This window comes from Sphingomonas aurantiaca, from assembly GCF_003050705.1.
GTDB lineage: Bacteria > Pseudomonadota > Alphaproteobacteria > Sphingomonadales > Sphingomonadaceae > Sphingomonas > Sphingomonas aurantiaca.
In genome coordinates, this window is sequence record NZ_QAOG01000003.1 from 151,020 (window position 1) to 177,242 (window position 26,223).

Sequence of the window (26,223 nt, forward strand, 5' to 3'; positions counted from 1 at the left end):
GCCCCACGTCATCCTGACTTTCGTCAGGATGACGGAGGGGGTGTCAGGCCTTGTGCCCGCTCAGCTCCGCCCCCGCATCTTTCGCGAACCGGCGGTTCCAGATCGTTGCCGACGCCGACACGGCGGTCACCACCAGGAACGCCAGCGTGAAGTCGGTCAGTGCTGGCCGTGTCGCGCCCGTGCCGAGCATCCCGACATGCAGCGACGCCGCGCCGACGCAGATGCCGAGCGACAGCATGAGTTGCTGGAACGTCGCGTAGAAGCTGGTCGCGCTGCTCATCCGCGACGACGGGATCTCGTCATAGGCGATCGTGTTGTACGCCGAGAACTGGAACGACATGAAGAAGCCCGAGAGCATCAGCACGCCGAAGATCGCAGGGACTGGCCAGTCGGGGCGGAACAGCCCGGCGACGGCATAGCCCGAGCTGGCGCACAGGCCGCCGACGATCAGGCTGTTGCGGAACCCGAAGCGGCGCAGCACGCGCGGCGCCAGGCTCTTCATCGCGAGCGAGCCGATCGCGCCGGCGATCGTGATCGCGCCGCTCGCCGCCGCGGTCATGCCGAAGCCCAATTGGAGCATCATCGGCAGCAGGAACGGCTGCGCGCCCTGCGTGATGCGGGTCAGCGAGCCCCCGATTACCGACAGCCGGAAGGTAGGAATCCGCATCAGCGACAGGTCGAGGATCGGGTCGCTGCGGCGCTTGGCGTGACGGATATAGGCGACGCCGGCGACGAGCCCGACCGCGATCAGCATGACGGCGCGCGACAGCTCGCCGGTCCGGCTGGTCATCTCGAACCCGAACAACAGGCAGCCGAGCGACACGCCGGACAGGATAAACCCGGGTACGTCGAACCGCGCCGGTTTGTCCTCGCGGACCTCGCCGATGAAGCGCGTCACCAGCACGACGCCGAGCAGCCCGATGGGCACGTTCAGATAGAATATCCAGCGCCAGTCGAGATAGGTGACGATCGCGCCGCCGACCGGGGGCCCCAGGATCGGGCCGATCAGCGCGGGCATGATCAGCCACGACATCGCCTGGACCATGTCTTCCTTGGCGACGCTGCGCAGCAGGACGAGGCGGCCGATCGGGATCATCATCGCGCCGCCCAGGCCTTGCAGGAAGCGCGCGCCCATCATGAACGGCAGGCTGGTCGCCTGGCCGCACAGCATCGATCCGCCCACGAAGATCAGGATCGCCGCGCGGAAGATGGTGCGCGAGCCGAACCGGTCCGCCAGGCGTCCGCTCGCCGGGATGAAGATCGCGAGCGCCAGCAGATACGAGGTCAGCGCCGAACTCATGCTGGTCGCGGGGACGCCGAAATCGCGTGCCATCGTCGGCAGCGCGGTGGCGAGCACGGTCGAATCCATCTGCTCCATGAACAGCGCGCAGGCGATGATCAGCGCGGTGATCCGGTAGTTGCTGGGCGTATGCGGCCGCGCGTCCGGGTCCTTGGCGACGCGCGCGATGGTGTCGGCGGCGGGCATGATGCCGTCGCGGATCTCGCTGTTGATCGACGCCAGCCCGCGCCGACGCAGCCTCATGCCTGCCACCCCCCGCCGAGCGCCTTGAACACGTCGACCTGGCGATCGACGAGCAGCGCATCGGACGCGGCGAGATTGGCCTGCGCGGTGGTCAGCGCAGCCTGCGCGGTCAGCAGCGAAAGGAAGTCGGTGCGGCCGAACCGGTAGAGCGTCCCCGCCTGATCCGCGGCACGCGCGGCGCTGGACTGCGCGCGGCGCAGCGCGGCGTTGCGGTCGCCCTCGCGTGCATAGGCGGACAGCGCGGTCTCGGTCTGGCGCAGCGCCTCGAGCGTGGTCGAATCGAACTGCGCGAGCGCCTGGTCGGCACTGGCGCCCGCCTGCGCGATCTGCGCGCGGACGACCGGTCGATTGGGGAAGCTCCAGCTGATCAGCGGCCCGAGCCCGACATGGAACGCGTTACCCGAGCCGAGCGACGACACGGGGCCGGTGAACCCTGCCGAGCCGCCCAGGCTGACCTGTGGATACAGGTTGGCGGTCGCAACGCCGATCCGCGCGGTGGCGGCGGCCAGCGTACGCTCGGCGCCGCGGATGTCGGGGCGGCGGCGGATCAGCGCGCTGCCGTCACCGATCGGCAGCGGACGGGTGAGAGCGGGCGGCCTGGCGCACGTCGCGACGTCCTTCGGATAGTCCGCGGGGGTGCGGCCCATCAGCGTGGCGAGCCGGTACAGCGCGGCGGTGCGCGTGGCGATCTGCGCGGGGATCAGCGCCTCGCTCTGGTCGACCGCGGTGCGTGCACGAGTCACGTCGAACGCGGTGCCGCGGCCGCCGCGTTGCAGGCGTTGCGTCACCCCCAGCGTCTGGCGTTGCAGCGCGAGCACGCGGTTGTTCGCGGCGAGCACCATGTTCGCGGTGCACGCCGCGGCATAGCTGCGCGCGGTCTCGGCGGCGACGGTCACGCGGACCGTGTCGCGCGCGGCAGCGACTGCCTCGGCATCGCCTTGCGCCGCCTCGATCCCGCGGCGGATACGGCCGGAGAGGTCGAGCGGGTAGGCGAGCGTGATGCCGAGATTGTAATCGAGCGTACCGGGCAAATTGCCGCCGCTCGTATAGGGTCGGTCGAGCGACGTGCCACCGCCGAGCACGGTCGACAGCGTACGCCCCGCGGCGACCTCGGCGACGACCGCATCGGCGCGGCGCAGGTTCGCATCGGCGGCGCGCAGGTCGGTGTTGGCGGCCAGCGCTTCGGTCACGAACCCGTCGAGGCGGGGGTTGCCGTAGAGTTGCCACCAATGATCGGGGAGCGGCGTATCGACGAAGACCTTTTCGGTGCCGCTGTCGAATTTGCCCTGCGCGGCCGGCCGGTTGACGACGGCGGTGTCGGGGCGCGCATAGTTGGGGCCGGCGGTGGTGCAGGCGGCCAGGCCGAGCGCGAGGATGCTCGCGGAGAGGCCGCGGCGCGTGAGGGCGGGGGCAACCCCACCTCGTCCGTCATCCTGACGAACGTCAGGACCCAGAGCCACGAAGGGCATCGCCCGTAACCCTGGATCCTGACTTTCGTCAGGATGACGGACTAGCAAGGGAGAGGCGGAACGCGTGCGCATCATGCCGGCGCCCCCGGCTGGACCTTGGGCTGCACCGTGACCGTCGCCGTCCGGCCGACGATCAGCTGCGTGCCCTTGGGAACCCGCGTCAGCTTCACGCGCACCGGGATGCGTTGCGCGAGGCGGACCCAGTTGAACGTCGGGTTCACGTTGGGCAGAAGGTTCGTCGTGTTCGTCCGCTCGCTGTCGTTGATCCCCGCGGCGATGCTGTCGACCCGACCCTGCAGCGCCTGCGGTTCACCCATCAAATGCACCAGGACCGGGTCGCCGAGATGGATGCTGCCGAGCTTGGTTTCCTCGAAATAGCCCTCGACGCGCAGCGAATCGGTGTCGACCAGCGCCATCGCCTGCGCGCCCGTCGCGATATAGTCGCCGGGGTGGAGATCGAGGTTGGTGACGATCCCGTGCACCGTCGCGCGCACCGTCGTCCGCGCAAGGTTGAGCGCGGCGGTCGAGCGCGCGCTCTGCGCCTGCGCAAGCGCGGCGGACGCGGTGGCGACGCGCGCGACGTTCTGCTCGTGCGTTTCCTTGGCGACCAGATCGCCCAGCGCCAGGTCGCGCTGTGCCTCGCGCCGCGCCTGGAGCAGAGTCGCCCGCGCGCTCGCGATCGACGCGTCCGACTGCGCCAGCGTCAGTTCGAACCGCGGGCGATCGACGACGAACAGCACGTCACCGGGCTTCACCGCCTGGTTGTCGTGCACCGCGACGCGCGTGACGAGGCCGGCGACATCGGGGGTCACGCGGACGATATCGGCGCGGATATGCCCGTCGCGCGTCCAGGGATCGGTCTCGTACCGCTTCCACAGCCAGAGGGCGACCAGCACCGCGAGCGCGACGATCAGAATCGTGACGGCGGAACGGCCAAGCGGGGCGAGCAGCGATTTCAGGCGGGCGGTCATGCAGAAGGTCCGGTCAGCAGGGCAAGCAGCCCGAGGATGAGGAAGAAGAGCGCGAGATCGACGAGCGGTCGATACGTCACCGCGCGGTAGAACCCGGCAAAGGCTAGCAGCCGGGTGGCGATCGCGGTCAGCAGCACCGCGGCGATCGCGAGCAGGAGGATGCTCGGCAGGTAGACGCCGCCGATCGAGATTTCACCGGTCATGCAGGGCGTCCATAGGCGTGGGCCGAGGGGAAGAGGTTACGCCGCAGCGAGGTGAGCGCGAGGATGCCGGTCCGGTGGCGATCGGGCGCAGAGGTTGCGAACCCGGCCATCGCGGTGTCGATCCCGGCGAGCAGCTCGTGTTCGGGCGGCGCAGGCTCGTTGGGGCGCAGCGCCCGGTAATGCGCGCCGATACCGCGCAGCACCGGCGTGATCATCGCGGCCTCGTCCGGCGTACCGTCGAGCCGGAGCTGGCGCAGCTCGCCGACCGAGACGCCGACGCGCAGGTCGGTCAGCGCATCGAGCAGCGGCTTGCCCGGATCCTCGCCCTGCAGCGCCAGGCGCGGCGCGAGCAGGCCGATCCGGTCGAGCATCCGTGCAACCCAGCCCGCGGCATCGGGTCGTCCGGGCGAGTCGCTGCGCGTCGCCAGTTCGCGCCAGCCCGCGCGGATCAGTCGCCGCGCGCTGGTATCCGCGCCGATCGTCTGGAACAGGCCGACGGTGACGACCGCGAACAGCGTCCCGATCAACTGCGAGATGCCGCCATTAACGAAGCTGTCGAAGCCGCCGCCGAACCGGTCGTTCAGTCCGACCGTGTTGAGCCCGCCGAGCAACGCGCCCAGCGTCATCAGCAGCGTCGCCGGCCGCGCGAGGAACATGCCGCCGATCAGCATCGGTGGCGCCAGCACCGCTGCCAGCGTCACGAAATCGGTCACGCGCGGCAGGATCGCGAACGCATAGACCGCCGAGACGACGAGGCCGATGATCGTGCCGTAGAAGAATGCCATGATCGCCGGCGCAGGGTCGTCGCTGTTGCCGAACAGCGCGCAGCACACGCCCGCGATCAGCACCGCGCCGGCACCATCCGCCCAGCCCGTGCCGATCCAGAACGCGCAGCCCAGCAGGATCGTCATGATCGTGCCTGCCGCGGCCCGGAGCGCGATGCCGCGATCGCGGTGAAGCGGGCGCTTGGCGGTGCGCGCGAGCAGGCGCGCGACGGCGGGGGTGACGGGGGAGCGCGATGGCGATCGCATCTGGTCGCGCAGATCGCGCGCGTTGCGATGCGCGTCGATCAGCTCGGCGAGCCGCGCGAGCAGGCTGAGCCGCAACGCGTCGCGCCAGATCAGGCCGTCGCCGACAGGCGGCTCCAGCGCGCGCGCGCGGGCAATCAACGCCTCCGCACTCGCGCCGCGCCGTTCGGTCTGCGGCGGGTCGCGCAGCCATTCGCGGACGTCCTCGATCAGCGCGAGCGCCTCGGGGCGGGGCGCGTCGGCGCCGCGGGTCAGCTCGACGATCCGGTCGTCGACCGCGCTGGCCAGCGGCAACAGCATCGACAGCTCGGCCTGGAGCGCACGCAGCGTCCGGACGCGCGGCAGCAACCGCGCGGTGTCGAACGGCAGATGGATGGAGAGCTGGTGCAGCTCGTTGATGTCGAGCGCCAGCCGGCGGCGGTCGCGGTCGAGCTTGGTATCGGACGCCCCGGCGAGCGAATCGCGCGACCAGCGTTCGGCGTCCGCGAGGATCGCGTCGATCCGCCCGAGCAACACGGCGGTCACGGTCTGCGGAAAGACGAACCCGTGGATCAGGCTGCCGCACAGGATGCCGATCGTGATCTCCTGCACGCGCAACGCCGCCGTCGTGAACACCGCGCCCGGCGCCGCGACCGAGGGAAACCCGATGATGCTCGCGGTATAGCCGGCCAGCAGGAAGACATAGGCGCGCGGGGTCCGGTCGAGCAGCGAGATATAGAGGCACACGCCGAGCCATAGCGCGAGGCCGAGCGACAGGAGTTCGGGCGCGTTGACCAGGTTGGGCACCAGCACCACCGCGGCGACTGCGCCGAGCACCGTTCCCGCGACGCGGAACACCGCCTTCGACAGCACCGCACCCGCCAGCGGCTGCGCGACGATGTACGACGTCGTCACCGCCCAATAGGGCCGGGTCAGCCCGATCCGCAGCGCGATATAATAAGCCAGCATCGCCGCGATCAGGCATTTGACGGAGAAGAGCGCTTCCTTCGCGCCGAACCGGGCAAGGATCATCGTGCGCGATCCGCCACGAACCGCGCCGCGAGCTGCTGCGCGACGCGCAGCGCGACGCCGAGATCCTCGTCGGACACACCCTCGAGCATCTCGTGCCGCAACGTGCCGAACTTCGCCTCGATCGTCGTCACCAGCGTGCGGCCATGCGCGGTGAGGCGAATGCGGCTGACGCGGGCATCCGCCGGGTCGCGGTGACGCTCGACGAGGCCGGCTGCGGTCATCTGGTCGATCGACCGGACCAGCGACGCCTGCGTCACGTCGAGCTCGCTCGCCAGGTCGGTCTGGCGGATGTCGTCGCCCAGCCGGCTGACCTGCACCAGCGCCCACCCGATCGACGCGGACACGTTCATGTCGCTGAGCGCGCGATCCGCCGCCCGCCGCCACATCTTGGCGAGCGGCAGGAGCGTCCGCGCATAGGAGGATTCGAGCGAACGGCGGGGGGAAGTCATTAGCGTGCTAAGTAATGGCGTTTACTTATGCTGCAATGCGGAATCGGATCATGACAGAAAAGTTAGGATCGGTTCCAGCTGGGCCCGGCCATGCCGCCCGCGTGCCGTCATGAACAGTGCCGGCGCTCCCCCCGTCATCCTGACGAAAGTCAGGACCCAGAGCCAAGCAGCGCAGGGGCGCGTTACGCTCGCAACCGTCCGTCATCCTGACGAAAGTCAGGATCCAGAGCCAAGCAGGGCAGGGGCGCGTTACCCTGGATCCTGACTTTCGTCAGGATGACGGGAGAAGGGAGGGTGCGGACCCCCGTCGCGAACAGGCGTTACTCGACCGCCAGGATCACATGGCTCGCCTTGATCAACGCGAGCGCGCGTGTGCCGATCTGCAGGTCGAGCGCGTCGGCACTCTCCTTGGTCACGGTCGCGGTCAGCGTCTTGCCGGGCGTCAGTTCCAGCGTCACCTCGCTGGCGATCGCACCATCGTCGCGGGCGATCACGGTGCCCGCGAGCGTGTTGCGCGCCGATGTGCGGAGGCCGTCGTCGCCCCGCGCGAGGATGACGAAGCTCGACTTGATCAGCGCGAGTGCGGTCGCGCCGGGGACCAGGCCGAGATCCTCCACACTGCCGCGCGTGATCGTCGCGACGATCTCGATCCCCTCGGCGACGGCCAGCGTCACCTCGGCATCGATCGTCCCCGGTGTAACCCGCGATACCGTGCCGCGCAGGACGTTGCGTGCGCTCGTCTTCATCCCGATTCCCCATAGCAAAGGCTTCAGCGACAGCCCGTTCGACACGCTCGCCTCGATCCGCGCCATCGCGCTGGCCAGCTCGGCTTCGGCCACCGCATAGCCGTCGAGCACCGCGATGCCGGCGTCGGTGATCGGGCTCGCGCCACCGTCCTTGCCGCCCGCCGCGGGCAGCACGAGCGGGCGGTCGAACAGGTTGTTCATCACCTGCACCGCGTCCCATGCCGCCTTGTAGCTGAGCCCGACGACCCTGGCCGCAGCGCTGATCGAGCCGCTCGCCCGGATCGCACGGAGCAGCGCGATCCGCTCGGCACCGACTCGACCGGTCTGGTCCTTGGCGAGCATGATCGTGGCGTGAAGGGCGGGGTCCGTCATGGCCGCCCTCATACGCATTGGAAGATGTGGACGCTAAGCCCGATCATACGCGGGTCGCCGGGGCCAGCTCAGTCGAGAAGCGCGACGATCTCCGCGGCGATCTCGGCGGGCAGGCGCGATGCGCCGTCGCTCACCGTCGACACGGTCGCCCACTGCCCGAGCAACCCTGCCTTTGCCATCGCCGCATAATTGGTCCGGACTCGGTCCTGCAGCCCGGTATCCGCCTCATACGCATCGAACGCATCGTCGGTGTACGATCGTTTGCGCTTCTTCAGGATCAGCCCGCGCGCGATCGCGGCGGGGGTGTCGAGATAGACGGACAGGTCCGGCCTGGGCAGCGCGAACGACCCGGTCTCCAGGTCGGCGATCCACGCCATCATCGCGTCGGCTTCGTCGGCCGCGACCTGCGCCGCCTGATACGCCATGTTCGACGCGATGTAGCGATCGAACACCACGACATCGTTCGCCGCCATCGTCGCGAGCAGGTGATCGCGCGATTCCATCCGGTCGAGCGCGTACAGCACCGCCGCCGCCCTGGGCGACGTGCCGCGCGGCAGCGTGCCCGCCAGCATCGCGCCGAGCGCCCAGCCGCCGACCGTCTCGGTATAGCGTGGGAACGACACGACCTCGGCGGTGCGGCCGGTGGCACGCAGCTGCTCGACCACCAGCGCCGAGGCGGTGGCCTTGCCCGCGCCGTCGGCGCCTTCGATTGCCAGGAGAAAGCTCATCATGCTGCCCTAGCAAGCCTTACCGGCTCACCAAAGCCTGCAAATCGATCAGCCCGCGCAGCAGCGACGTGCCGCCGGGCGACGCGATGTAGCGCGGCGTCCAGTTCGGCCGGAACTTCTCCTTGTACGCGCGCAGCCCCGCAAAGCCGTAGAATCGCTCGCCGTGACGGAACAGGAACGCCGCCACCTTGGACCAGGTCGGCGACAGCCGCCGTGCCTCGATCCCCGACAGCGGCGCCATGCCGAGCGAGAAGTGGCGATAGCCATGCTCATGCCCCCACAGCATTAGCCGCGTGAACAGGAAGTCCATGCCCCCCTGCGGCATGTCCTCGGCATGGCGCATCAGATCGACCGACAGCTCCTGCTTGTTGGGCGTCCCCCAGACATTGGCGAACGCGACGATGCGCCCCTCGATCCGCACCACCGCGCAGTCGAACTGCGCGAGATAGCCCGGCTCGAACCGGCCGACGCTGAAGCTCTTCTCGGCGTGATGTTTGTCCGCCAGCCACCAGTCGGAGATCGCCTGCAATTCGGGAATGATCGCGGGCATGTCGGCGGCGGGCACGACCGCGAACGCCGCGCCCGCGCGTTCGGCGACCCGGCTCGCCTTGCGGACGCTGCGCATGTCGGGCGTGTCGAGCGTGAAGCCGTCGAGCTCGACGGTCGCCTCCTCGCCATATTTGACGAGCTTCAGCCCCATCTCGATCGCGATCGGCACGATCCTGAGGCCGATCTGGTAGAGCAGCAGGCGGCCCTGCGCGGCATCCGCGCGCGCGCGGATCGCCCAGAGCAGCTCGGACCAGGCCTCGCTCGGCCCGACCGGGTCGCCCAGCACGATCCAGCTCGCGCCCTTGACCTGGTACATCAGGAACGCGTCGCCGCTGTCCGACACCAGGAAGCGCTTGTCGCCGGTAAAGGCGAGCATCGCATCGGTCCGGTCGGCATGCGCCAGCGCGGCGGTCGCGACGTCGTCGGGCAGCGTGTCGTGGAGGACGGGGATGGGCGCCGCCGCGAACAGCCGCCAGATCGCCGCCCCGATCAGCAGCAACCCGACCGCCAGGCTCGTCCGCAGGAAGCGCGAGGCGTTGCCGTTGGTCTCGAACTGCCACCACAGGTCGCTCGAATAGCCGACCCGGCGATAGGCGAAGAACCCGATCAGCACCGACAAGCCGATCGCCGCGCCGACGCCGACCAGCCATTCGGGCGACAAGGGCTCGGCCGTCAGCCGCGTGCGCCGGTAGAACGCCGCGCGAGTCCATTGCAGCGCCGCGGCGGTGAGCAGCAGGATCGTCGCCTCCTCGTAATCGAGGCCCTTGGCGATCGACAGCAGCGCGCCGGCGATCAGCAGCATCCGCGCCGCCCAGAACGCGCCGTCGAGCCGGCGGTAGAGCCCGAGCGCCACGAACAGCAGCATGACGCCGACGAGGCTCGCGGCGACATGCGCCATCTCGCTGATCGGCAGCGGCAGGATCGTCGCCAGCGTATCCATGCGTCCAGGCGCGGCGGGCAGCGCGCCCGATACCAGCAGCATGGCCCCGCTCAGGAACACCAGCACGCCGAGCAGCAGCGGCGCCAGCGGCAGCGCGATCGCCAGCGGATCGGGACCGCGGCCGGGCTCCCGGTTGCGCCCCCGGTTTCTCCATTGCCGCCCCTCGTGGACCGCGATCAACACCGCGGCCAGCACCAGCGGCGCGACATAATAGATGATGCGATAGGCGAGCAGCGCCGCGAGGATCGTCGCATTGTCCTGCGGCATCGTCGCGATGATCACCGCCTCGAACACGCCGAGCCCGCCGGGCACATGGCTGATCAGCGCGACGACGATCGCGACCGCATAGCCGAGGAACAGCACCGGATAGAGCTCGGGCGAGGCGTTCGGCAGCAGCACGAACAGCGCGGCACTCGCCGCCGCAAGGTCGACCGTCGACACCAGCACGAGCGCCAGCGCCTGCCGCGCATCGGGCAGCGGCAGTCGCCAGCCGAACAGCGCGAGCGCCCCGCCGCGGCGATAGCGCAGGACGATCGCCAGCATCGCCAGCGGGATCGCGATGCCGATCGTCCGCTCGAGCAGCGGCGGCATCGTCCATTTGACGATCGGCAGCATCCCCGGATGCAGCGCCATCGACAGGCAGGCGACGGTGATCACGCCCGCCCAGAACGTCACCCCCGCAATCAGGACGACGCGTGCGACGGCGGCCTCGTCGAGCCCGGCGCGGCTATAGACGCGGTAGCGTGCGGAGCCGCCGGTCAGCATCGCGAGGCCGAGATTGTGGCTGATCGTATAGCTCGTGAACGACGCGACCGCCGCGGTGCGCCACGGCAGCGGATGACCGATCACCTTGAGCGCGATCGTGTCGTAGAAGGTGAGCGCGATATAGCTGACGATCGTCAGTGCGATCGACGCGGACAATTCGGGCCAGCCGAGCGCCGAGAAGGCGGCGCGAACCTCCGACAGGCGGATCTCCGCGGTCAGCTTGTGGATCGCCGCGAAGCCGAGCACCGCGACGACCAGCACCGCCAGCGCGATCAGCGTCCCGCGCCGGTGCGCGACCCAGTCGCGAATCCGCGCCACGTGGGTCAACCGCGGCGCCACGTCTGTGTCTTGCACAGGAAGCCGCCGATCAGGCACCCCTTCACCGCGATCGTGTTCGCGTCGAGCAAGGTCAGCGTCGAGCCGAAGGTGCGGCCCATGTCGGGGACGAAGATCTGGCCCGACCATGTGTTGCGCCCATGGGGACGGTATTCGCGGAGCAGCGCGGTACCGATCAGCTTCGGGGTGCCGCCGTCGCGCGCATCGGCCTGCGCCTCGTCGTCGGCGCGCACGACCCAGCCGCACAGCTTGTCGCCGCACGCACCGGTCTTCACCGCCACGCTGTTCTTCGGATTATGCCAGACGCCTTCCACCGGCGACGCTGGAACGGCCCCCCCCGCGATCATCGCGAGCGCCAACACTGCAGGAATCATCGGTCGATCCTCAATCCGCGAATACGAACCGCGAGAGCACGTCGTAGAGCGCATCCGTGTCGCGGTGAAGCGGGTGTCCGCCGGGCAGCGCGATCCGCCGCGCATTGGCTTGCGTCAGCCGCGGGCACAGGCTTTCCACCTCGTCGACGCCCTGCACGCAGAGCAGAGGTGCCCAGGTGAGCCTGCGCGCCGTCGGCATCGCATCGGTGGTCGGTGTCCAATAATCGAACACTTCGCTCGGCGAGGCGCGAAACTGGACGGTGGTCTCGGGGACGACCAGCGCGACCCTGGCGATCTTCGCGCGCAGGTCGGCGGGCAGTCCGATGAGCCCGACATGGAGCATGTCCGCGCCGAACGACTGGCCGATCAGCACGACCCGGTCGGCATGGCCGAACCGAAGCGCGCGCTGTTCGGCGCGGGCGATCAGCCTCGCGATCTCCGCGGGCGTCCGTGTCGTGCGCAGATAGGTGAGCGTGTTGACCGCCACCACGGGGACACCGTCGGCGGCGAACCGATGCGCGATCTGCGGTGCCATGCCGATCTTGTAGCCGAGATCGCCGGTCAGCAGCACGACGGCGAACGCGCGCCGCGGCGTGGTCGCAGACTCGAGCGCGGGAACATCGGTGAAGACCGGTCCGCCGAAATAGCCGAGCCAGCCCATGAAGGCCGTCGCGCCGAGCACGACCACGACCAGAGCGAGCAAGGATCGGCGCAACCATGTCATCCGCAACCGATTGCACGCGTCCGGATGATCGACAAATGGAGCCGGAATGACGTTTTTTTCACCCGCTCCGTTCGTCATTCGACCGGGGCGCTGTCGTTCAACCGCGCGTTAGTCCGGCTTGTGCGCGAGCCGTTCGTGGTGGCGGATCACCTCGTCGATGATGAAGCGCAGGAATTTCTCCGAAAACTCGGGATCGAGCTGCGCCTGCGCCGCCAGCTGCCGCAGCCGCGCGATCTGGCGTTCCTCGCGGCCGGGGTCGGCGGGCGGCAGGTCGTGCAGCGCCTTGTGGCGGCCAACCGCCTGCGTCACCTTGAAACGCTCGGCGAGCATGTGGATCAGCGCCGCATCGATATTGTCGATGCTCTGGCGATATCCGTTCAGCAGTTCGTCGGCCACCCGCGCACCCTTTCGTTGGTTCGGAGCGCCTTTTGCGGGCGCGCGCCCTCTTGGGCAAGCGCAGAAGGGGGCCGCGATCGGCGCCAAGGGTTGCTTTGCCGGGGCATAGGCGTCAGAGGCTCGGGGAGATGAGCGCCACCGTCCACCGCCTCGAAGCCGTACGTCCCAATCCCGAGTCCCAGCCGTCGCTGGACCCGATGGTCAAGCTCGTCACCGGCGATATGGATCAGGTCAATGCCGTGATCCGCGGCCGGATGGAGTCGGAAATTCCGTTGATCCCCGAACTCGCCGGTCATCTGATCGCTGGCGGGGGCAAGCGGATGCGGCCGATGCTGACGCTCGCGAGCGCGCAGCTGATCGGTTATGCCGGCACGCAGCATCACCTGCTCGCCGCTGCGGTCGAGTTCATCCACACCGCGACGTTGCTCCATGACGACGTCGTCGACGGGTCGGACCTGCGCCGGGGCAAGCGCACCGCCAACATCATCTGGGGCAACCCCGCCAGCGTGCTGGTCGGTGATTTCCTGTTCAGCCGCAGCTTCGAGCTGATGGTCGAGGCGGGCAGCCTGAAGGCGCTCAAGATCCTGTCCTCGACCAGCGCGGTCATCGCCGAGGGCGAGGTGAACCAGCTGTCCGCCGCACGCCGCGTCGATCTTGGCGAGGAGCGCTATCTCGACATCATCGGCGCGAAGACCGCCGCCTTGTTCGCGGCTGCCTGCCGGATCTCCGCGGTCGTCGCCGATCGCCCCGATGCCGAGGAGGCCGCGCTCGACGCCTATGGCCGCAACCTCGGCATCGCGTTTCAGCTGGTCGACGATGCGATCGACTATGTCTCGGATGCGGACACGATGGGCAAGGATGCCGGCGACGATTTCCGCGAGGGCAAGATGACGCTTCCGGTCATCCTCGCTTATGCGCGCGGCTCGGCCGAGGATCGCGCCTTCTGGAAGGACGCTGTCGAAGGCCGCCGCGACAGCGACGCCGACCTGCAACACGCGATTCGCCTGATCCGCTCGACGCGTGCGATCGACGACACGTTCGCGCGGGCCCGCCATTACGGCCAGCGCGCGATCGATTCGATCGGCGGCTTCGCCAACGGCCCCGCCAAGGACGCAATGATCGAGGCGGTCGAATTCGCGGTCGCCCGCGCGTACTAAGGTAAATCCTAGCCCTGGCGGGGGAGGATCAAGCGCAGATACAAAAACGGCGGCCGATCGCTCGGCCGCCGTCGTCGTTTCTAGAACCGGTTACGGCTCAGCGGCACTTCACGTTGCCGCGATCGACCGAGCGGCCGAGCAGTGCGCCGCCGCCAGCACCCGCCAGCGTACCGAGCGTCCCGCCACCGATCAGGTTCGCCAGCGCGCCGCCGCCGAGCGCACCGATCACCAGGCCGGTCGTGCCATCGTTGCGCTTGCAATAAGCGCGACCGTCATTGCCGCGATAGATGCGGTCGTTGCGGCCGAGACGACGCTCGCGGTAGTTGCCGTTCTGGTAGCTGCGCGACGGATCCCAGTTGCGGTCGTCGCCACGCCAGTTGCGATCGCCACCACGACGGTCGTCACGATCCCGGTGATCGCGGTCGCGTCGGTCGTCGTGACGCTGGGCGGTCGCCGCGGTCGGCAGCATCGCCGGGGCGGCAACTGCGACCGACATCAACGCGGCGATAAGATGCTTCTTCATGAGATACTCTCCTGATCTGTGTCAGGGTAACCCGCACCGAGCCGGAAAAGTTCAAACCGTCGACGCGTCCGCCATCGAGCAGTCATGGTCGCCGCCGGTCTCGACCTGCAACGTCGCATGCCCGATCCCGAACCTGTCGTGCAGCATCGTCCTGGCATCGCTCAGGAACTGATCGCCGGGGTGGCCGCCTGGCATGACCAGGTGCGCGGTCAGCACGGGTTCGGTGGTGCTCATCGGCCAGATGTGGAGATCGTGGATCTTCTCCACGCCGGGCAGCCCGCACAGCGCCGCATCGACATCGTCATACGCGATCCCGCGCGGGACGGCGGACAGCGACATCTCGACCGTTTCGCGCAGCAGGCCCCAGGTCTGCCAGAAGATGAGGATCGCGATCACGATGCTCACCGCCGGATCGATCCAGCTGAGCCCGGTGCTCCAGATCACTATCCCCGCGATCACCACGCCTGCGGAGACGAGCGCGTCGGCCGCCATGTGCAGATACGCGCCGCGGATGTTGACGTCGCCCTTGCGCCCGCGCGCGAACATCCAGGCGGTGATCGCGTTGACCGCGATGCCGACGCCCGCAACCATTGACACGGTCAGCCCGGCGGTGGGGGCCGGATCGGAGAAGCGCTGCGACGCCTCGAGCACGATCGCGCCGAGCGCGACCATCAACAGCAGCGCGTTGGCCAGCGCGGCGAGGATCGTCGAGCCCTTCAGCCCATAGGTGAAGCGCTTGGTCGGCGCGGTCCGCGCGAGCATCGTCCCGCCCCAGGCGACGACGAGGCCGAGCACGTCGGACAAATTATGCCCCGCGTCGGCGAGCAGCGCGACCGAGTCGATCCGCAGGCCGACAATGGCCTCCACCGCGACGAAGACGATATTGAGGCCGATGCCGATCGCGAACGCGCGGTCGAACGAGGCTGGCGCGTGGCTATGGCCGCCATGACTGTGCCCGGCATGACTTTGGTCATGGCCTTGAGAATGCTCGTGATGATGTCCGCCCAACGCCCGCGCTCCACTGATTCGGCTGCCGCGTAGCATCGTCGTATCATGAGATACTAGGACGCGAGATCAACGCGCTATGCATTCCCCAACCCCTGTCCGTCATCCCAGCGAAAGCTGGGATCCAGAGCGGCGGATGCTGCGGTCCGTTACGCTGGATCCTGGGTCGAGCCCAGGATGACGGCGTGTCGGGGGCAGGGGGGAATCACCCCTCGCTGGCGAGCGCTTTCAACCGGTACAGCGCGTCGAGCGCATCGCGCGGGCTCATCGCGTCGATGTCGAGCTTCGCCAGATCCTCGCGGAGCACGTCGCACGCGACCTCCTCGATCTGCGCGGCCGCGGCGAACAGCGGCAGGTCGTCGAGCCCCGCGGCGATCCCGCCGGTCTTCGCGCGCCCCGCCTCGAGCTTGGCCAGCACCGCCTTCGCGCGCGCCACCGTCGCCGGCGACATCCCCGCGAGCCGCGCGACCGCGAGCCCGTAGCTGCGATCCGCCGGGCCGTCGGCGAGTTCGTGGAGCAGCACCAGCTCGCCCTTCCACTCGCGCGCGCGGACATGGTGCAGCGACAGCGCCTCGCAGCGTTCGGCGAGCCGGGTCAGCTCGTGATAATGCGTCGCGAACAGACACCTGCACCGGTTGTCCTCATGGATCGCCTCGACCACCGCCCAGGCGATCGCGAGCCCGTCATAGGTCGAGGTGCCGCGCCCGACCTCGTCGAGGATCACGAACGAGCGCGGCGTCGCCTGCGCGAGGATCGCCGCGGTCTCGACCATCTCGACCATGAAGGTCGATCGGCCGCGCGCGAGATTGTCCGACGCGCCGACGCGGCTGAAGAGGCGATCGACGAGGCCGAGCGTCGCCTTGGTCGCGGGCACGTAGGAGCCCGCTTGTGCCAGCACCGCGATCAGCGCGTTCTGGCGCAGGAAGGTCGATTTACCGCCCATGTTGGGGCCGGTGACGAGCCACAACCGCGAGCTTTCGGACAGGTTGCAGTCGTTCGCGACGAACCGGTCGCCCGACTTCGCGACCGCGGCCTCGACAACCGGGTGCCGCCCGCCCTCGATCTCGAAGCACGCGTGATCGACCAGCGACGGCCGCGCCCAGGCGCCTTCCGCGGCGCGCTCGGCGAGGCCCGCCGCAACGTCGAGCCGCGCGAGCGCGTCGGCGGTCGCGGCGATCGCCTCGCGCCCCGCCAGCGCCTGCGCGGTGAGTTCCTCGAGATGCGCGGCTTCGGCCGCCAGCGCGTGCGCGCCCGACTGCGACACCTTGGCGGCGACCTCGTGCAGCGCAGGCGTGTTGAAACGCACGACACCCGCCAGCGTCTGGCGATGCGTGAAGCCGCTCTCGGGCTTCATCAGCGGGTCGGCGGCGCGCGCGGGCACCTCGACATGATAGCCGAGCACGCCGTTATGGCGGATTTTCAACGCGGTGACACCGGTGGTGGTGCGGAACTCGGCCTCCAACGCGGCGATCGCGCGCCTGCCGCCCGCGCCCGCATCGCGCAGGTCGTCGAGCGCGGCGTCATAGCCTGCCGCGATATAGCCGCCATCGGACGATTCGATCGGCGGCGACGGCACCAGCGCGCGCTTGAGCAGGTCGATCAGCGCGCCATGCCCGCGCAGCCGCGGCGCGATCTCGCGCAGCAGCGGCGGCGGCGAGTCGATCCCGTCGAGCCGCTCGCCCAGGCTCCACGCGCCGTCGAGCCCGTCGCGCAACTGGCCGAGATCGCGCGGGCCCCCGCGCCCTGCCGCGAGCCGGCCGAGCGCGCGACCGATATCGGGGAGCGCACGCAGCGTCGACCGCAGCCGCTCGCGCGCCGCCTGGTCGTCATGGAACAGCCGGACGAGATCGAGCCGCGCATCGATCGCCGCCGCATCCATCAGCGGCGCGCCGAGATCGGCACCGAGCAAGCGCGCACCTGCCCCCGTGACGGTGCGATCGACCGCGTCGAGCAGGCTGCCCTTGCGGACGCCGCCGGTGGTGCAGGTGAGCTCCAGGCTCTCGCGCGTCGCGGCGTCGATCGCCATCGTCTCGGCGGCGCGGCCGATCCGCGGCGGGCGCAGGAAGGGCATCGTGCCCTTGGCGTTATGCTCGAGATACGCGACCAGCCCGCCCGCTGCGGCGAGCGAGGCGCGGCCGAACTGGCCGAACCCGTCGAGCGTCGCGACGCCGTAGAGCCGCTTCAGCCGCGCCTCGCCCGCGGCGCTGTCGAAATCGAGCTTGGGCCGGAGCGTGGTGGCGGCCTCTTCGAAGGCGCTCGCCTCCGAGGCGACGACTTCCGCCGCGCCGAGCCGCGCGAGTTCGGCGTCGACCGCGTCGGGTGCGACCTCGACGATCTCGAACCGGCCGGTCGAGACGTCGGCCGCGGCGATCGCCACCGATCCGCCGACCTCACCGATCGCGATGCACCAATTGTCCGCGCGCGCGTCGAGCAGCGCCTCTTCGGTCAGCGTGCCGGCGGTGACGACGCGGACGATCGCGCGCGCAACGAGCGCCTTGGAGCCGCCGCGCGCCTTGGCCTCCGCCGGGCTCTCGACCTGCTCGGCGATCGCGACGCGGTGTCCCGCCTTGATCAGGCGTTGCAGATAGACGGTTGCGGCATGGACGGGGACGCCGCACATCGGGATCGGCTTGCCCTCATGCTCGCCGCGCGCGGTCAGCGCGATGTCGAGCACTGCGGCGGCCGTCCGCGCATCGTCCATGAACAGCTCGAAGAAATCGCCCATGCGGTAAAACAGCAGGCAGTCCTGCGCCTCTGCCTTCAGGCCGAGATACTGCGACATCATGGGGGTAGGGGCGGGGTGCGACATCACGGTGCGGGTAGCGAAAAGCCGCGCCCCGTAAAACCCCTCTCCCCTCGGGGAGAGGGAGGGGCCCGCGCGCAGCGTGGGAGGGTGAGGGGGCGTGAGGCTCGGGTGCGCACCCCAACCGCCCCTCATCCGGCGCCTCCGCGCCACCTTCTCCCCGAGGGGGAGAAGGACGTTTCGATCGGGCCGTGTTGTTCTCCCTCATTCACACCACCCCCGCTTATCAAAACCACCCCGGCGAAGGCCGGGGCCCAATTGGGGGACGACGGTAACGAACGGCGGTCCGTCCTTACTTCGGCCTTCCCACTTGGGCCCCGGCCTTCGCCGGGGTGGTGGTTAGCGCCAACCCCTTGGGCGAAGTGTCCGGGGTGACGAACGCCGGCCACCTGCCTAGAAGGTCCTCCAAACCTAACGATCCCCCCGCGAGGCCCCGCCATGTCCGACGAAACGCTCCAATTCTCCGAACGCGAAGCGCTGCTGTTCCATTCGGAAGGCCGGCCGGGGAAGATCGAGATCATCGCATCGAAGCCGATGGCGACGCAGCGCGACCTGGCGCTTGCCTATTCGCCCGGCGTCGCGGTGCCGGTGCAGGCGATCTACGACGATCCCGCGACCGTCTATGATTACACCGCCAAGGGAAACCTCGTCGCGGTGATCTCGAACGGCACCGCCATCCTCGGCATGGGCAATCTCGGCCCGCTCGCGTCGAAGCCGGTGATGGAAGGCAAGGCGGTGCTGTTCAAGCGCTTCGCCGACGTCGACGCGATCGATATCGAACTGAAGACCGAGGACGTGAACCGCTTCATCGACGCGGTCGAGCTGATGGAGCCGACCTTCGGCGGGATCAATCTCGAGGATATCAAGGCGCCCGAATGCTTCATCATCGAGCAGGCGTTGCGCGAGCGGATGAACATCCCGGTCTTCCATGACGACCAGCACGGCACCGCGATCATCACCGCCGCGGGGCTGATCAACGCGTGCCTGCTGACGGGCCGCAAGCTTTCCGAGGTCAAGATCGTCGTCAACGGCGCGGGGGCGGCGGCGATCGCCTGCACCGAGCTGGTCAAGGCGATGGGCGTGCGCGGCGACAACGTCATCCTGTGCGATCGCAAGGGCGTGATCTACCAGGGCCGCGAGGGCGTCGACCAGTGGAAGTCGGCGCACGCCGCGATCACCGAGACACGCACGCTGACCGAGGCCTTGGTCGGCGCCGACGTGTTCCTCGGCCTGTCGGCGGCAGGCTCGCTGACGCCCGAGATGGTCAAGGACATGGCGCCCGCGCCGATCATCTTCGCGATGGCCAATCCCGAGCCGGAGATCCGCCCCGAGCTGGCGATGGCCGCGCGTCCCGATGCGATCGTCGCCACCGGCCGTTCGGATTACCCGAACCAGGTCAACAACGTGCTCGGCTTCCCGTTCATCTTCCGCGGTGCGCTCGACGTCCGCGCGACGGGGATCAACGACGCGATGAAGATCGCCGCCGCCAACGCGATCGCTGAACTCGCGCGCGAGCGCGTCCCCGAGGAGGTCGCGGCGGCGTACGGCGTCCGTCACAGCTTCGGCCCGACCTACATCATCCCCGCGCCGTTCGATCCGCGGCTGATGGAAGTCGTCCCCGTCGCGGTCGCCAAGGCGGCGATGGCGTCGGGCGTCGCGACCAAGCCGATCCTCGACATCGAGGCGTATCGGCATTCGTTGAGAGCGCGCCTCAACCCGACGACGTCGGTGCTGTCGATGGCATACGAGGGTGCGCGCGCGCATCCCAAGCGCGTGATCTTCGCCGAGGGCGAAGAGGAAGTCGTGCTGCGCGCGGCGATCGCGTTCAAGGAGGGCGGCTATGGCACGCCGGTGCTGGTCGGTCGCGACGACGTGCCCGACCGGTTGCGCGCGTTGGGCGTCACCGACCCGGAGAGCTTCGAGTTGCACAACAGCCGCGTCTCGCCGCTGGTCCCCAAGATGGTCGACTTCCTCTACGAGCGGCTTCAGCGGCGCGGCTATCTGCGCCGCGATTGCGAGCGGATGGTCAACCAGGACCGCAACATCTTCGGCGCGTTGCTGCTCCAGCTCGGCGAAGGCGATGCGATGATCACCGGCATCACGCGCACCTATAGCGAGACGATGCGGCAGATCCGTCGCGTGATCGATCCCGTCACGGGCAAGACGCCGTTCGGCATCCACCTGCTCGTCGGCCAGAGCCACACGGTGTTCATCGCCGACACGACGGTCAACGAGCGCCCGACCGCCGAGCAGCTCGCCGACTTCGCCGAACAGACCGCCGCGGTCGCACGCCGGATGGGGCATGAGCCGCGCGTGGCGTTCCTCAGCTATTCGAACTTCGGCAATCCGAAGGGCGAATGGCTCGACAATATCCGCGATGCGGTGACCGTGCTCGACGGCCGCAAGGTCGGGTTCGAATATGAGGGCGAGATGGCGCCGGATGTCGCACTCAACCCGAAGCAGCTGGCGAACTATCCGTTCGCGCGGCTGTCGGGGCCGGCGAACGTGCTGATCATGCCGGGGCTCCAGTCGGCGCATATCTCGGCGAAGTTGCTGCGCGAGCTGGGTGGAGACTCGGTCATCGGCCCGATGCTGATCGGCATGGAAAAGCCGGTCCAGGTCGCGCCAATGACCAGCACAGCGAGTGAACTGGTGACGCTGGCCGTCCTCGCGGCAGGCGGCATCGCCCGCTAATCTCCCTCGCCCCTACGGGGAGAGGGAAGGGGCCCGCGGCGCTTGCCGTGGGAAGGGAGAGGGGCGTGAGGCTCGGGACGTATCCGCCAAAGCCCCTCTCCCTTCCGCAGCCAAGCGGCTGCTCCCTCCCTCTCCCCGGAGGGGCGAGGGAATTAGCTCACGCGTCGATGCTGGTGCCGAGCGAAGCGTGGACGAGGCCACCGTCGACCGTGATCGTCTCGCCGATCACATAGTCCCCGGCGCGGCTGGCGAGGTAGATCGCCGCGCCCGCCATATCCTCGTCCACCCCGACGCGCTTCGCCGGAATCCCCTCCGCCACCGCATCCCCATGGTCCCGCGCCGCCTTGTTCATGTCGCTCGCAAACGCCCCCGGCGCGATCGAGGTGACGTTGATCGAGTCCGTCACCAGCCGCGCCGCCATCCGCTTGGTCAGATAGATCAGCGCCGATTTCGACGCGTGATAGCTGTACGTCTCCCAAGGGTTGAGCCGCTGCCCGTCGATCGACGTGATGTTGATCACCTTGGCCGGCCGCTCGCGTGACCCCGACGCCTTCAGCGCCGCGTGCAGCGCCTGCGTCAGGAAGAACGGTGACTTGACGTTGAGGTCCATGACCTTGTCCCAGCCGGCCTCCGAGAAATCCTCGAACGGCACGCCCCAGGCCGCGCCGGCGTTGTTCACCAATATGTCGAGCTTTGACTCATGCTCGGCGAACTGCTCGGCCAGTGCCTTGCACCCCGCCACCGTCGACACGTCCTGCGGCAGCGCGATGCAATTCGGCCCGAGCTCGGCCGCGGTCTCCTCGCACGCCGCGGCCTTGCGCGACGAGATATAGACCTTGGCCCCTTGCGCGATGAAGCCCGCAGCGATCATCTTGCCGATCCCGCGGCTGCCGCCGGTGATCAGCGCGACGCGGCCGTCGAGCCGGAACAGGGTGGTGGTATCCATGGCGCATCCTCCGAATGTTTGCCCGCTTGGTATCGCCGCGGCGGCGTTCCTGCAAACCCGTTATTCGAAGCCGCCCATATTGACGAGGGTGGGAGCCGTACTATGCTCGCCAAAACGGGAGAGAGCGGGTGCGGTTTTCAGGCAAGCGGGCGGTCGTGACGGGCGGCGCATCGGGGATCGGCCGGGCGACTGCGCTGCGGCTCGCCGATGAGGGCGCGAGCGTGCTGATCGGCGACATCGATGAGGCCGGCGGGCAGGCGCTCGCCGACGCGTCTGGTAGCCGCATCCAGTTCCAGCGTACCGACGTGCTGCAGGCGGGCGATATCGAGGCGCTGATGCAGGCCGCCGACGATGCAGGCGGGCTCGACATCGTGTTCAACAATGCCGGCGCGGGCGGATCGCGCGACCCGATCGGCGAGATTTCGCCCGAGGACTGGGACCGCACGCAGGCGCTCCTCCTCCGCTCGGTCGCGCTCGGCATCCGTTACGCGGCGCCGCTGATGGCGAAGCGCGGCGGCGGCGCGATCGTCAACACCTCGTCGGTGTCCGCGCTCGGCACCGGCTATGCGCCGACCGCCTATTCCACCGCCAAGGCCGGGGTGCTGCACCTGACCAAGCAGGCCGCCGCCGATCTCGCGCGCCACGCGATCCGCGTCAACGCGGTCGTCCCCGGCTTCATCGTCACCAACATCTTCACGCGGATGCTCGATCTCGACGCGGCGAAGACGAGCAAGGCGGACGCGATGATCGCGCATATCGCCGCCGACGCGCAGCCGATCCGCCGCCCCGGGACCGGTGACGACATCGCCGCCGCGGTTGCGTTCCTCGCCAGCGACGATGCGAGCTTCATCACCGGCACGCACATCCTGGTCGACGGCGGCATGACGATCGGCACGCGGCCGAGCTGGGACCCCGCGCAACCGTCGCTGTTCTCGATCCTCGACAGCCTGAAATGACCGCCTCTTTATGACCGCCCCGGCCCGGCGGCTGTCGACCGCGACGATGGCGAGCTATGGCTTCGGCGCGGTGGCGTACGGGGTGAAGGATTCCGGGTTCGGGACGTTCCTGCTGCTGTTCTACAATCAGGTCGTCGGGCTGCCGTCCGCAACGGTCGGTCTCGTCATCATGATGGCGCTGCTGATCGATGCGTTCGTCGATCCCGCGGTCGGTTTCTTCTCCGATCGGACGCGGACTCGGTGGGGGCGGCGGCATCCGTGGATGTACGCGTCGGCGCTGCCGATCATGATCGGCTGGCTGTTGCTGTGGAATCCGCCGGCGATGCTGTCGCAGCCGCAGACGCTCGTCTGGCTGTTCGCGATGGCGGTGCTCGTGCGCAGCGCGGTGAGTTGCTACGAGGTGCCGTCGGTCGCGCTGACCCCCGAGCTTACGTCGGGCTATGACGAGCGGACGCGGATCATGGCCTATCGCTATCTGTTCGGCTGGGTCGGTGGGTTGCTGATGCTGCTGTCGGCCTACCAGTATTTCCTCAGCCCCACGGCGGCGTTCCCGAACGGCCTGCTCAACCGCGCGGGCTATGCCGGGTTCGCGCTGGCGGGGGCGGTCGCGATCGGCGTCGCGATCCTCGTCTCCGCGCTCGGCACGCACCACGAGATCAGGCATCTCCCCAACCCGCCGATCGCCCGGCAGACTCTGCGCGAGTCCTTCGCCGAACTCCGCCAGACCGTGAAGAACCGCGCGTTCGTCATCCTGATGGCGGCGGGCGTCTGCGCGTACACGATCCAGGGCATCAGCTATGCGATGTCGAACTATCTCTACACCTATGTCTGGGGCTTCAAGGGGCCGGTGTTCGTCTACCTGACGATCGCGCTGTTCTCGGGCGTGTTCCTCGCCTTCCTCGCCGCGCCCCGGCTCGGCAGGACGGGGAGCAAGCCCAAGGTCGCGCTCGCCGCGGTGCTGCTCGGCGCGGCGCTCAACACCGCGCCCTATTGGTTGCGGATGCTCGGCATGTTCCCTGAGGTCGGCGACCGCGCGCTGCTGCCGATGCTGTTCGGGCTGTTCATCCTCGGCACCGCGTCGAACGTCACCGGGTTCATCCTCGGCGCGTCGATGATGGCCGATGTGGTCGAGGATTCGGAGGCGAAGACCGGGCGACGCTCCGAAGGCGTGTTCTTCGCCGGCTCGTTCTTCGTCCAGAAATGCACGAGCGGGATCGGCATCTTCTTCGCCGGGATGATCCTGGCGGTCGCGGGCTTCCCCGCCAAGGCGACGCCGGGGACGGTGCCGGTCGCGACGATCGACCGGTTGACGCTGATCTATGCCGGGCTGTACGTCGCGCTCGCCTGCGTCTCGGCGTATTTCTTCGCGCGGTTTCCGTTCGCGCGCGTGGAGCATGAGGCACGGCTGGCGCGGCTGGCAACGAAACCGACCTAAGCACCTTCGTCATCCTGACGAAAGTCAGGATCCAGGGTGACGGAGGATTGTCCTTTACGGCTCTGGATCCTGACTTTCGTCAGGATGACGGGGCTCGCGGCAGGCGCTGCGCGTCCCTCCCTTCCAGCAGGAGGAACTGCACGTTAGGACCGACGCCTGGCCTTCCCGCCCTCGGGGAACGGCGACATCGGAGTTTCCATGCGTATCCCCGCACTAGCCACCGCCCTGACGCTCGTCCTCGCATCCCCCGCCGTCGCGCAGACGATCGCGCCGATCCTCACCACCCCCGACGCGCGCGATCCGCACAGCTACGCCCGCCCCGCAGAAGCCCGCGTCACGCATGTCGCGCTCGATCTCGCCGCCGATTTCGACACGCACGTCATCCGCGGCATCGCGACACTCGACATCCTGGCCAAACCGGGCGCGAAGCTCGTGCTCGACGACAATGGCCTCAAGATCGTCACCATCACCGACGCCAACGGCAACGGCAAGCCGCTTGCCTACGAAGTCGGCGCGGTCGACAAGATCCACGGCGCCCCGCTGACCGTCACGCTGAACGGCGCCGATAAGATCCGCATCGCCTACGCCTCGTCGCCCGACGCCAAGGCGCTCCAATGGCTCACCCCGGCGCAGACCGCGGGCAAGAAGCAGCCGTTCCTGTTCAGCCAGGGCGAGGCCATCCTCAACCGCAGCTGGATCCCGACGCAGGACTCCCCCGGCATCCGCCAGACCTGGGAGGCGAAGATCGCCGTCCCCAAGCAGCTCACCGCGGTGATGAGCGGGCTCGCCACGGCCAAGCCGACCTGCGTCGCCGATCGCTGCACCTTCCAGTACAAGATGGACAAGCCCGTCGCACCGTACCTGATCGCGCTCGCGGTCGGCGATATCGCGTTCAAGTCGACCGGCCCGCGCACCGGCATCTGGGCCGAGCCCGCCACGCTTCCCAAGGCGGCGTATGAATTCGGCGAGCTCGAGAAGTTCGTCGCGGCGGCCGAGGGGCTGTACGGCCCGTATCGCTGGGGCCGCTACGACGTGCTGGTTCTGCCGCCGTCGTTCCCGTTCGGCGGCATGGAGAACCCGACGCTGACCTTCGCCACGCCGACCGCGATCGCGGGCGACCGCAGCCTCGTCTCGTTGATCGCGCACGAACTCGCGCACAGCTGGTCGGGCAACCTCGTCACCAACGCGACCTGGGACGATTTCTGGCTCAACGAGGGCTTCACCAGCTATTTCGAGAACCGGATCATGGAGGCGCTGTACGGCAAGCGCCGCGCCGACATGGAGGCCGACCTCGCCTGGACCGACATGATGGCCGCGGTGAAGGAGGCCGGCGGCCCGGCCGCGAAGGACACGCAGCTCCACCTCGATCTCGACGCCGCGCGCGATCCCGACGACGGCATGACTCAGATCGCCTATGACAAGGGCGCATCGTTCCTCCGCACGATCGAAAAGCAGGTCGGCCGCGCGCGCTGGGATGCGTATCTGCGCAGCTATTTCGACCGCCACGCCTTCCAGCCACAGACCAGCGCAGGCTTCCTCGCCGATCTCAAATCGAAGCTGCTCACCCCCGCCGAGGCCAAGACGATCGGCGTCGACACCTGGGTCTACAGCCCCGGCATTCCGGCGAATGCGGTGCATGTCACGTCCGCCGCGTTCCCAGCGGTCGATGCCGCGGCGAAGGCCTATGCGGCAGGCGGCCCCTTGTCCGGCGTTCCGGGGAAGGCGACCACGCAGGAGATCACGCGCTTCCTGTCGCAGCTCCCGCGCACACTCCCGGCCGAGCGGCTGAAGGCGCTCGACGCCGCATTCGGCTGGAACATGACGGGCAATGCCGAGATCCGCTTCGCCTGGCTGCAACTCGCGCTCGCCAATCACTATGCGCCTGCAGACGCCTCGGCCGAGCAGTTCCTGACATCGCAGGGGCGGCGGAAATTCGTCGCGCCACTGTTCCAGCAGCTGATGGACTCAGGGGACTGGGGCCACACGCTCGCGATGGACATCTACGGCAAGGCGCGGGCGGGCTATCACGCGGTCACGCAGGTCACCGTGGACCGCATAACCGGCTGGAAACTCATGAACTGAGCCAGTCTGGCTGACGAA

Annotated in this window: 21 protein-coding genes; 5 read left to right on the forward strand and 16 right to left on the reverse strand. The window is 68.7% G+C overall.

Translation table 11 applies throughout. The features are described 5' to 3' along the window. Nucleotides 1-43: 43 nt before the first annotated feature. From C8J26_RS09615 to C8J26_RS09670, 12 genes are all read right to left on the reverse strand, one after another. Entirely contained in the window at nucleotides 44-1,543 is a 1,500-nt protein-coding gene (locus tag C8J26_RS09615) for a DHA2 family efflux MFS transporter permease subunit (RefSeq protein WP_107957734.1), read from the reverse strand. After that, nucleotides 1,540-2,919, reverse strand: a complete 1,380-nt coding sequence (locus tag C8J26_RS09620) for an efflux transporter outer membrane subunit (RefSeq protein WP_244185266.1) — start codon at nucleotides 2,917-2,919, stop codon at nucleotides 1,540-1,542. Before C8J26_RS09620 ends, C8J26_RS09615 begins: the two co-directional genes overlap by 4 nt. A 164-nt stretch (nucleotides 2,920-3,083) precedes the next feature. Then, the gene (locus C8J26_RS09625) at nucleotides 3,084-3,983 is read right to left on the reverse strand and encodes an efflux RND transporter periplasmic adaptor subunit (protein ID WP_107957736.1); all 900 of its coding nucleotides are present in this window, start codon (nucleotides 3,981-3,983) and stop codon (nucleotides 3,084-3,086) included. Continuing rightward, nucleotides 3,980-4,186 carry a DUF1656 domain-containing protein gene (locus tag C8J26_RS09630; RefSeq protein WP_107957737.1) on the reverse strand — a complete coding sequence of 69 codons (207 nt, stop codon included), beginning with the start codon at nucleotides 4,184-4,186 and terminating at the stop codon, nucleotides 3,980-3,982. The genes C8J26_RS09625 and C8J26_RS09630 overlap by 4 nt, the downstream gene beginning before the upstream one ends. Beyond that, nucleotides 4,183-6,225, reverse strand: coding sequence for an FUSC family protein (locus tag C8J26_RS09635; RefSeq protein ID WP_107957738.1), 2,043 nt, complete (start codon nucleotides 6,223-6,225; stop codon nucleotides 4,183-4,185). The genes C8J26_RS09630 and C8J26_RS09635 overlap by 4 nt, the downstream gene beginning before the upstream one ends. Next, entirely contained in the window at nucleotides 6,222-6,674 is a 453-nt protein-coding gene (locus C8J26_RS09640; RefSeq protein WP_107957739.1) for a MarR family winged helix-turn-helix transcriptional regulator, read from the reverse strand. The genes C8J26_RS09635 and C8J26_RS09640 overlap by 4 nt, the downstream gene beginning before the upstream one ends. Before the next feature lie 320 nt (nucleotides 6,675-6,994). Beyond that, a complete protein-coding gene (locus tag C8J26_RS09645; RefSeq protein WP_107957740.1) occupies nucleotides 6,995-7,792 on the reverse strand; it encodes a TOBE domain-containing protein in 798 nt (265 codons plus the stop codon). A gap of 68 nt (nucleotides 7,793-7,860) precedes the next feature. Then, nucleotides 7,861-8,523 carry a dTMP kinase gene (locus C8J26_RS09650; protein WP_244185240.1) on the reverse strand — a complete coding sequence of 221 codons (663 nt, stop codon included), beginning with the start codon at nucleotides 8,521-8,523 and terminating at the stop codon, nucleotides 7,861-7,863. A 16-nt stretch (nucleotides 8,524-8,539) separates the two neighbouring features. Further along, the gene (mprF, locus tag C8J26_RS09655) at nucleotides 8,540-11,113 is read right to left on the reverse strand and encodes a bifunctional lysylphosphatidylglycerol flippase/synthetase MprF (RefSeq protein WP_244185241.1); all 2,574 of its coding nucleotides are present in this window, start codon (nucleotides 11,111-11,113) and stop codon (nucleotides 8,540-8,542) included. Next, nucleotides 11,098-11,484: a DUF2147 domain-containing protein gene (locus C8J26_RS09660; protein ID WP_056416250.1), complete on the reverse strand. Its 387-nt coding sequence runs from the start codon at nucleotides 11,482-11,484 to the stop codon at nucleotides 11,098-11,100. Before C8J26_RS09660 ends, mprF begins: the two co-directional genes overlap by 16 nt. Before the next feature lie 10 nt (nucleotides 11,485-11,494). Beyond that, the gene (locus C8J26_RS09665; protein WP_107957741.1) at nucleotides 11,495-12,208 is read right to left on the reverse strand and encodes an AcvB/VirJ family lysyl-phosphatidylglycerol hydrolase; all 714 of its coding nucleotides are present in this window, start codon (nucleotides 12,206-12,208) and stop codon (nucleotides 11,495-11,497) included. A 108-nt stretch (nucleotides 12,209-12,316) separates the two neighbouring features. Next, nucleotides 12,317-12,604, reverse strand: a complete 288-nt coding sequence (locus C8J26_RS09670; protein WP_056416252.1) for a chorismate mutase — start codon at nucleotides 12,602-12,604, stop codon at nucleotides 12,317-12,319. Nucleotides 12,605-12,732: 128 nt separating this feature from the next. Here C8J26_RS09670 and C8J26_RS09675 point away from each other — a divergent pair, with 128 nt between their 5' ends. Further along, a complete protein-coding gene (locus C8J26_RS09675; protein ID WP_107957742.1) occupies nucleotides 12,733-13,761 on the forward strand; it encodes a polyprenyl synthetase family protein in 1,029 nt (342 codons plus the stop codon). Nucleotides 13,762-13,858: 97 nt separating this feature from the next. Here C8J26_RS09675 and C8J26_RS09680 read toward each other — a convergent pair whose 3' ends face one another. From C8J26_RS09680 to mutS, 3 genes are all read right to left on the reverse strand, one after another. After that, the gene (locus C8J26_RS09680) at nucleotides 13,859-14,284 is read right to left on the reverse strand and encodes a glycine zipper 2TM domain-containing protein (protein ID WP_056416257.1); all 426 of its coding nucleotides are present in this window, start codon (nucleotides 14,282-14,284) and stop codon (nucleotides 13,859-13,861) included. A gap of 51 nt (nucleotides 14,285-14,335) precedes the next feature. After that, nucleotides 14,336-15,292 carry a cation diffusion facilitator family transporter gene (locus tag C8J26_RS09685; protein ID WP_107957743.1) on the reverse strand — a complete coding sequence of 319 codons (957 nt, stop codon included), beginning with the start codon at nucleotides 15,290-15,292 and terminating at the stop codon, nucleotides 14,336-14,338. A gap of 202 nt (nucleotides 15,293-15,494) precedes the next feature. After that, nucleotides 15,495-18,074, reverse strand: a complete 2,580-nt coding sequence (gene mutS / locus C8J26_RS09690) for a DNA mismatch repair protein MutS (protein ID WP_107957744.1) — start codon at nucleotides 18,072-18,074, stop codon at nucleotides 15,495-15,497. Nucleotides 18,075-18,530: 456 nt separating this feature from the next. Here mutS and C8J26_RS09695 point away from each other — a divergent pair, with 456 nt between their 5' ends. Next, entirely contained in the window at nucleotides 18,531-20,786 is a 2,256-nt protein-coding gene (locus C8J26_RS09695) for an NADP-dependent malic enzyme (protein ID WP_107957745.1), read from the forward strand. A gap of 157 nt (nucleotides 20,787-20,943) precedes the next feature. On the opposite strand, the gene C8J26_RS09700 is transcribed toward C8J26_RS09695, so the two are convergent. Next, nucleotides 20,944-21,732, reverse strand: a complete 789-nt coding sequence (locus C8J26_RS09700) for an SDR family oxidoreductase (protein WP_107957746.1) — start codon at nucleotides 21,730-21,732, stop codon at nucleotides 20,944-20,946. A gap of 128 nt (nucleotides 21,733-21,860) precedes the next feature. Between C8J26_RS09700 and C8J26_RS09705 the strand changes: the two genes are divergently transcribed. The 3 genes from C8J26_RS09705 (at nucleotide 21,861) to C8J26_RS09715 (ending at nucleotide 26,205) form a co-directional block, all read left to right on the forward strand. Continuing rightward, nucleotides 21,861-22,688 (forward strand): SDR family NAD(P)-dependent oxidoreductase, encoded by an 828-nt coding sequence (locus tag C8J26_RS09705; protein WP_107957747.1) that lies wholly within the window; start codon nucleotides 21,861-21,863, stop codon nucleotides 22,686-22,688. Nucleotides 22,689-22,698: 10 nt separating this feature from the next. Further along, nucleotides 22,699-24,123 carry an MFS transporter gene (locus C8J26_RS09710; protein ID WP_244185243.1) on the forward strand — a complete coding sequence of 475 codons (1,425 nt, stop codon included), beginning with the start codon at nucleotides 22,699-22,701 and terminating at the stop codon, nucleotides 24,121-24,123. 198 nt (nucleotides 24,124-24,321) lie between these two features. Further along, nucleotides 24,322-26,205 carry a M1 family metallopeptidase gene (locus C8J26_RS09715; protein WP_107957748.1) on the forward strand — a complete coding sequence of 628 codons (1,884 nt, stop codon included), beginning with the start codon at nucleotides 24,322-24,324 and terminating at the stop codon, nucleotides 26,203-26,205. The last annotated feature ends 18 nt before the right edge of the window (nucleotides 26,206-26,223 follow it).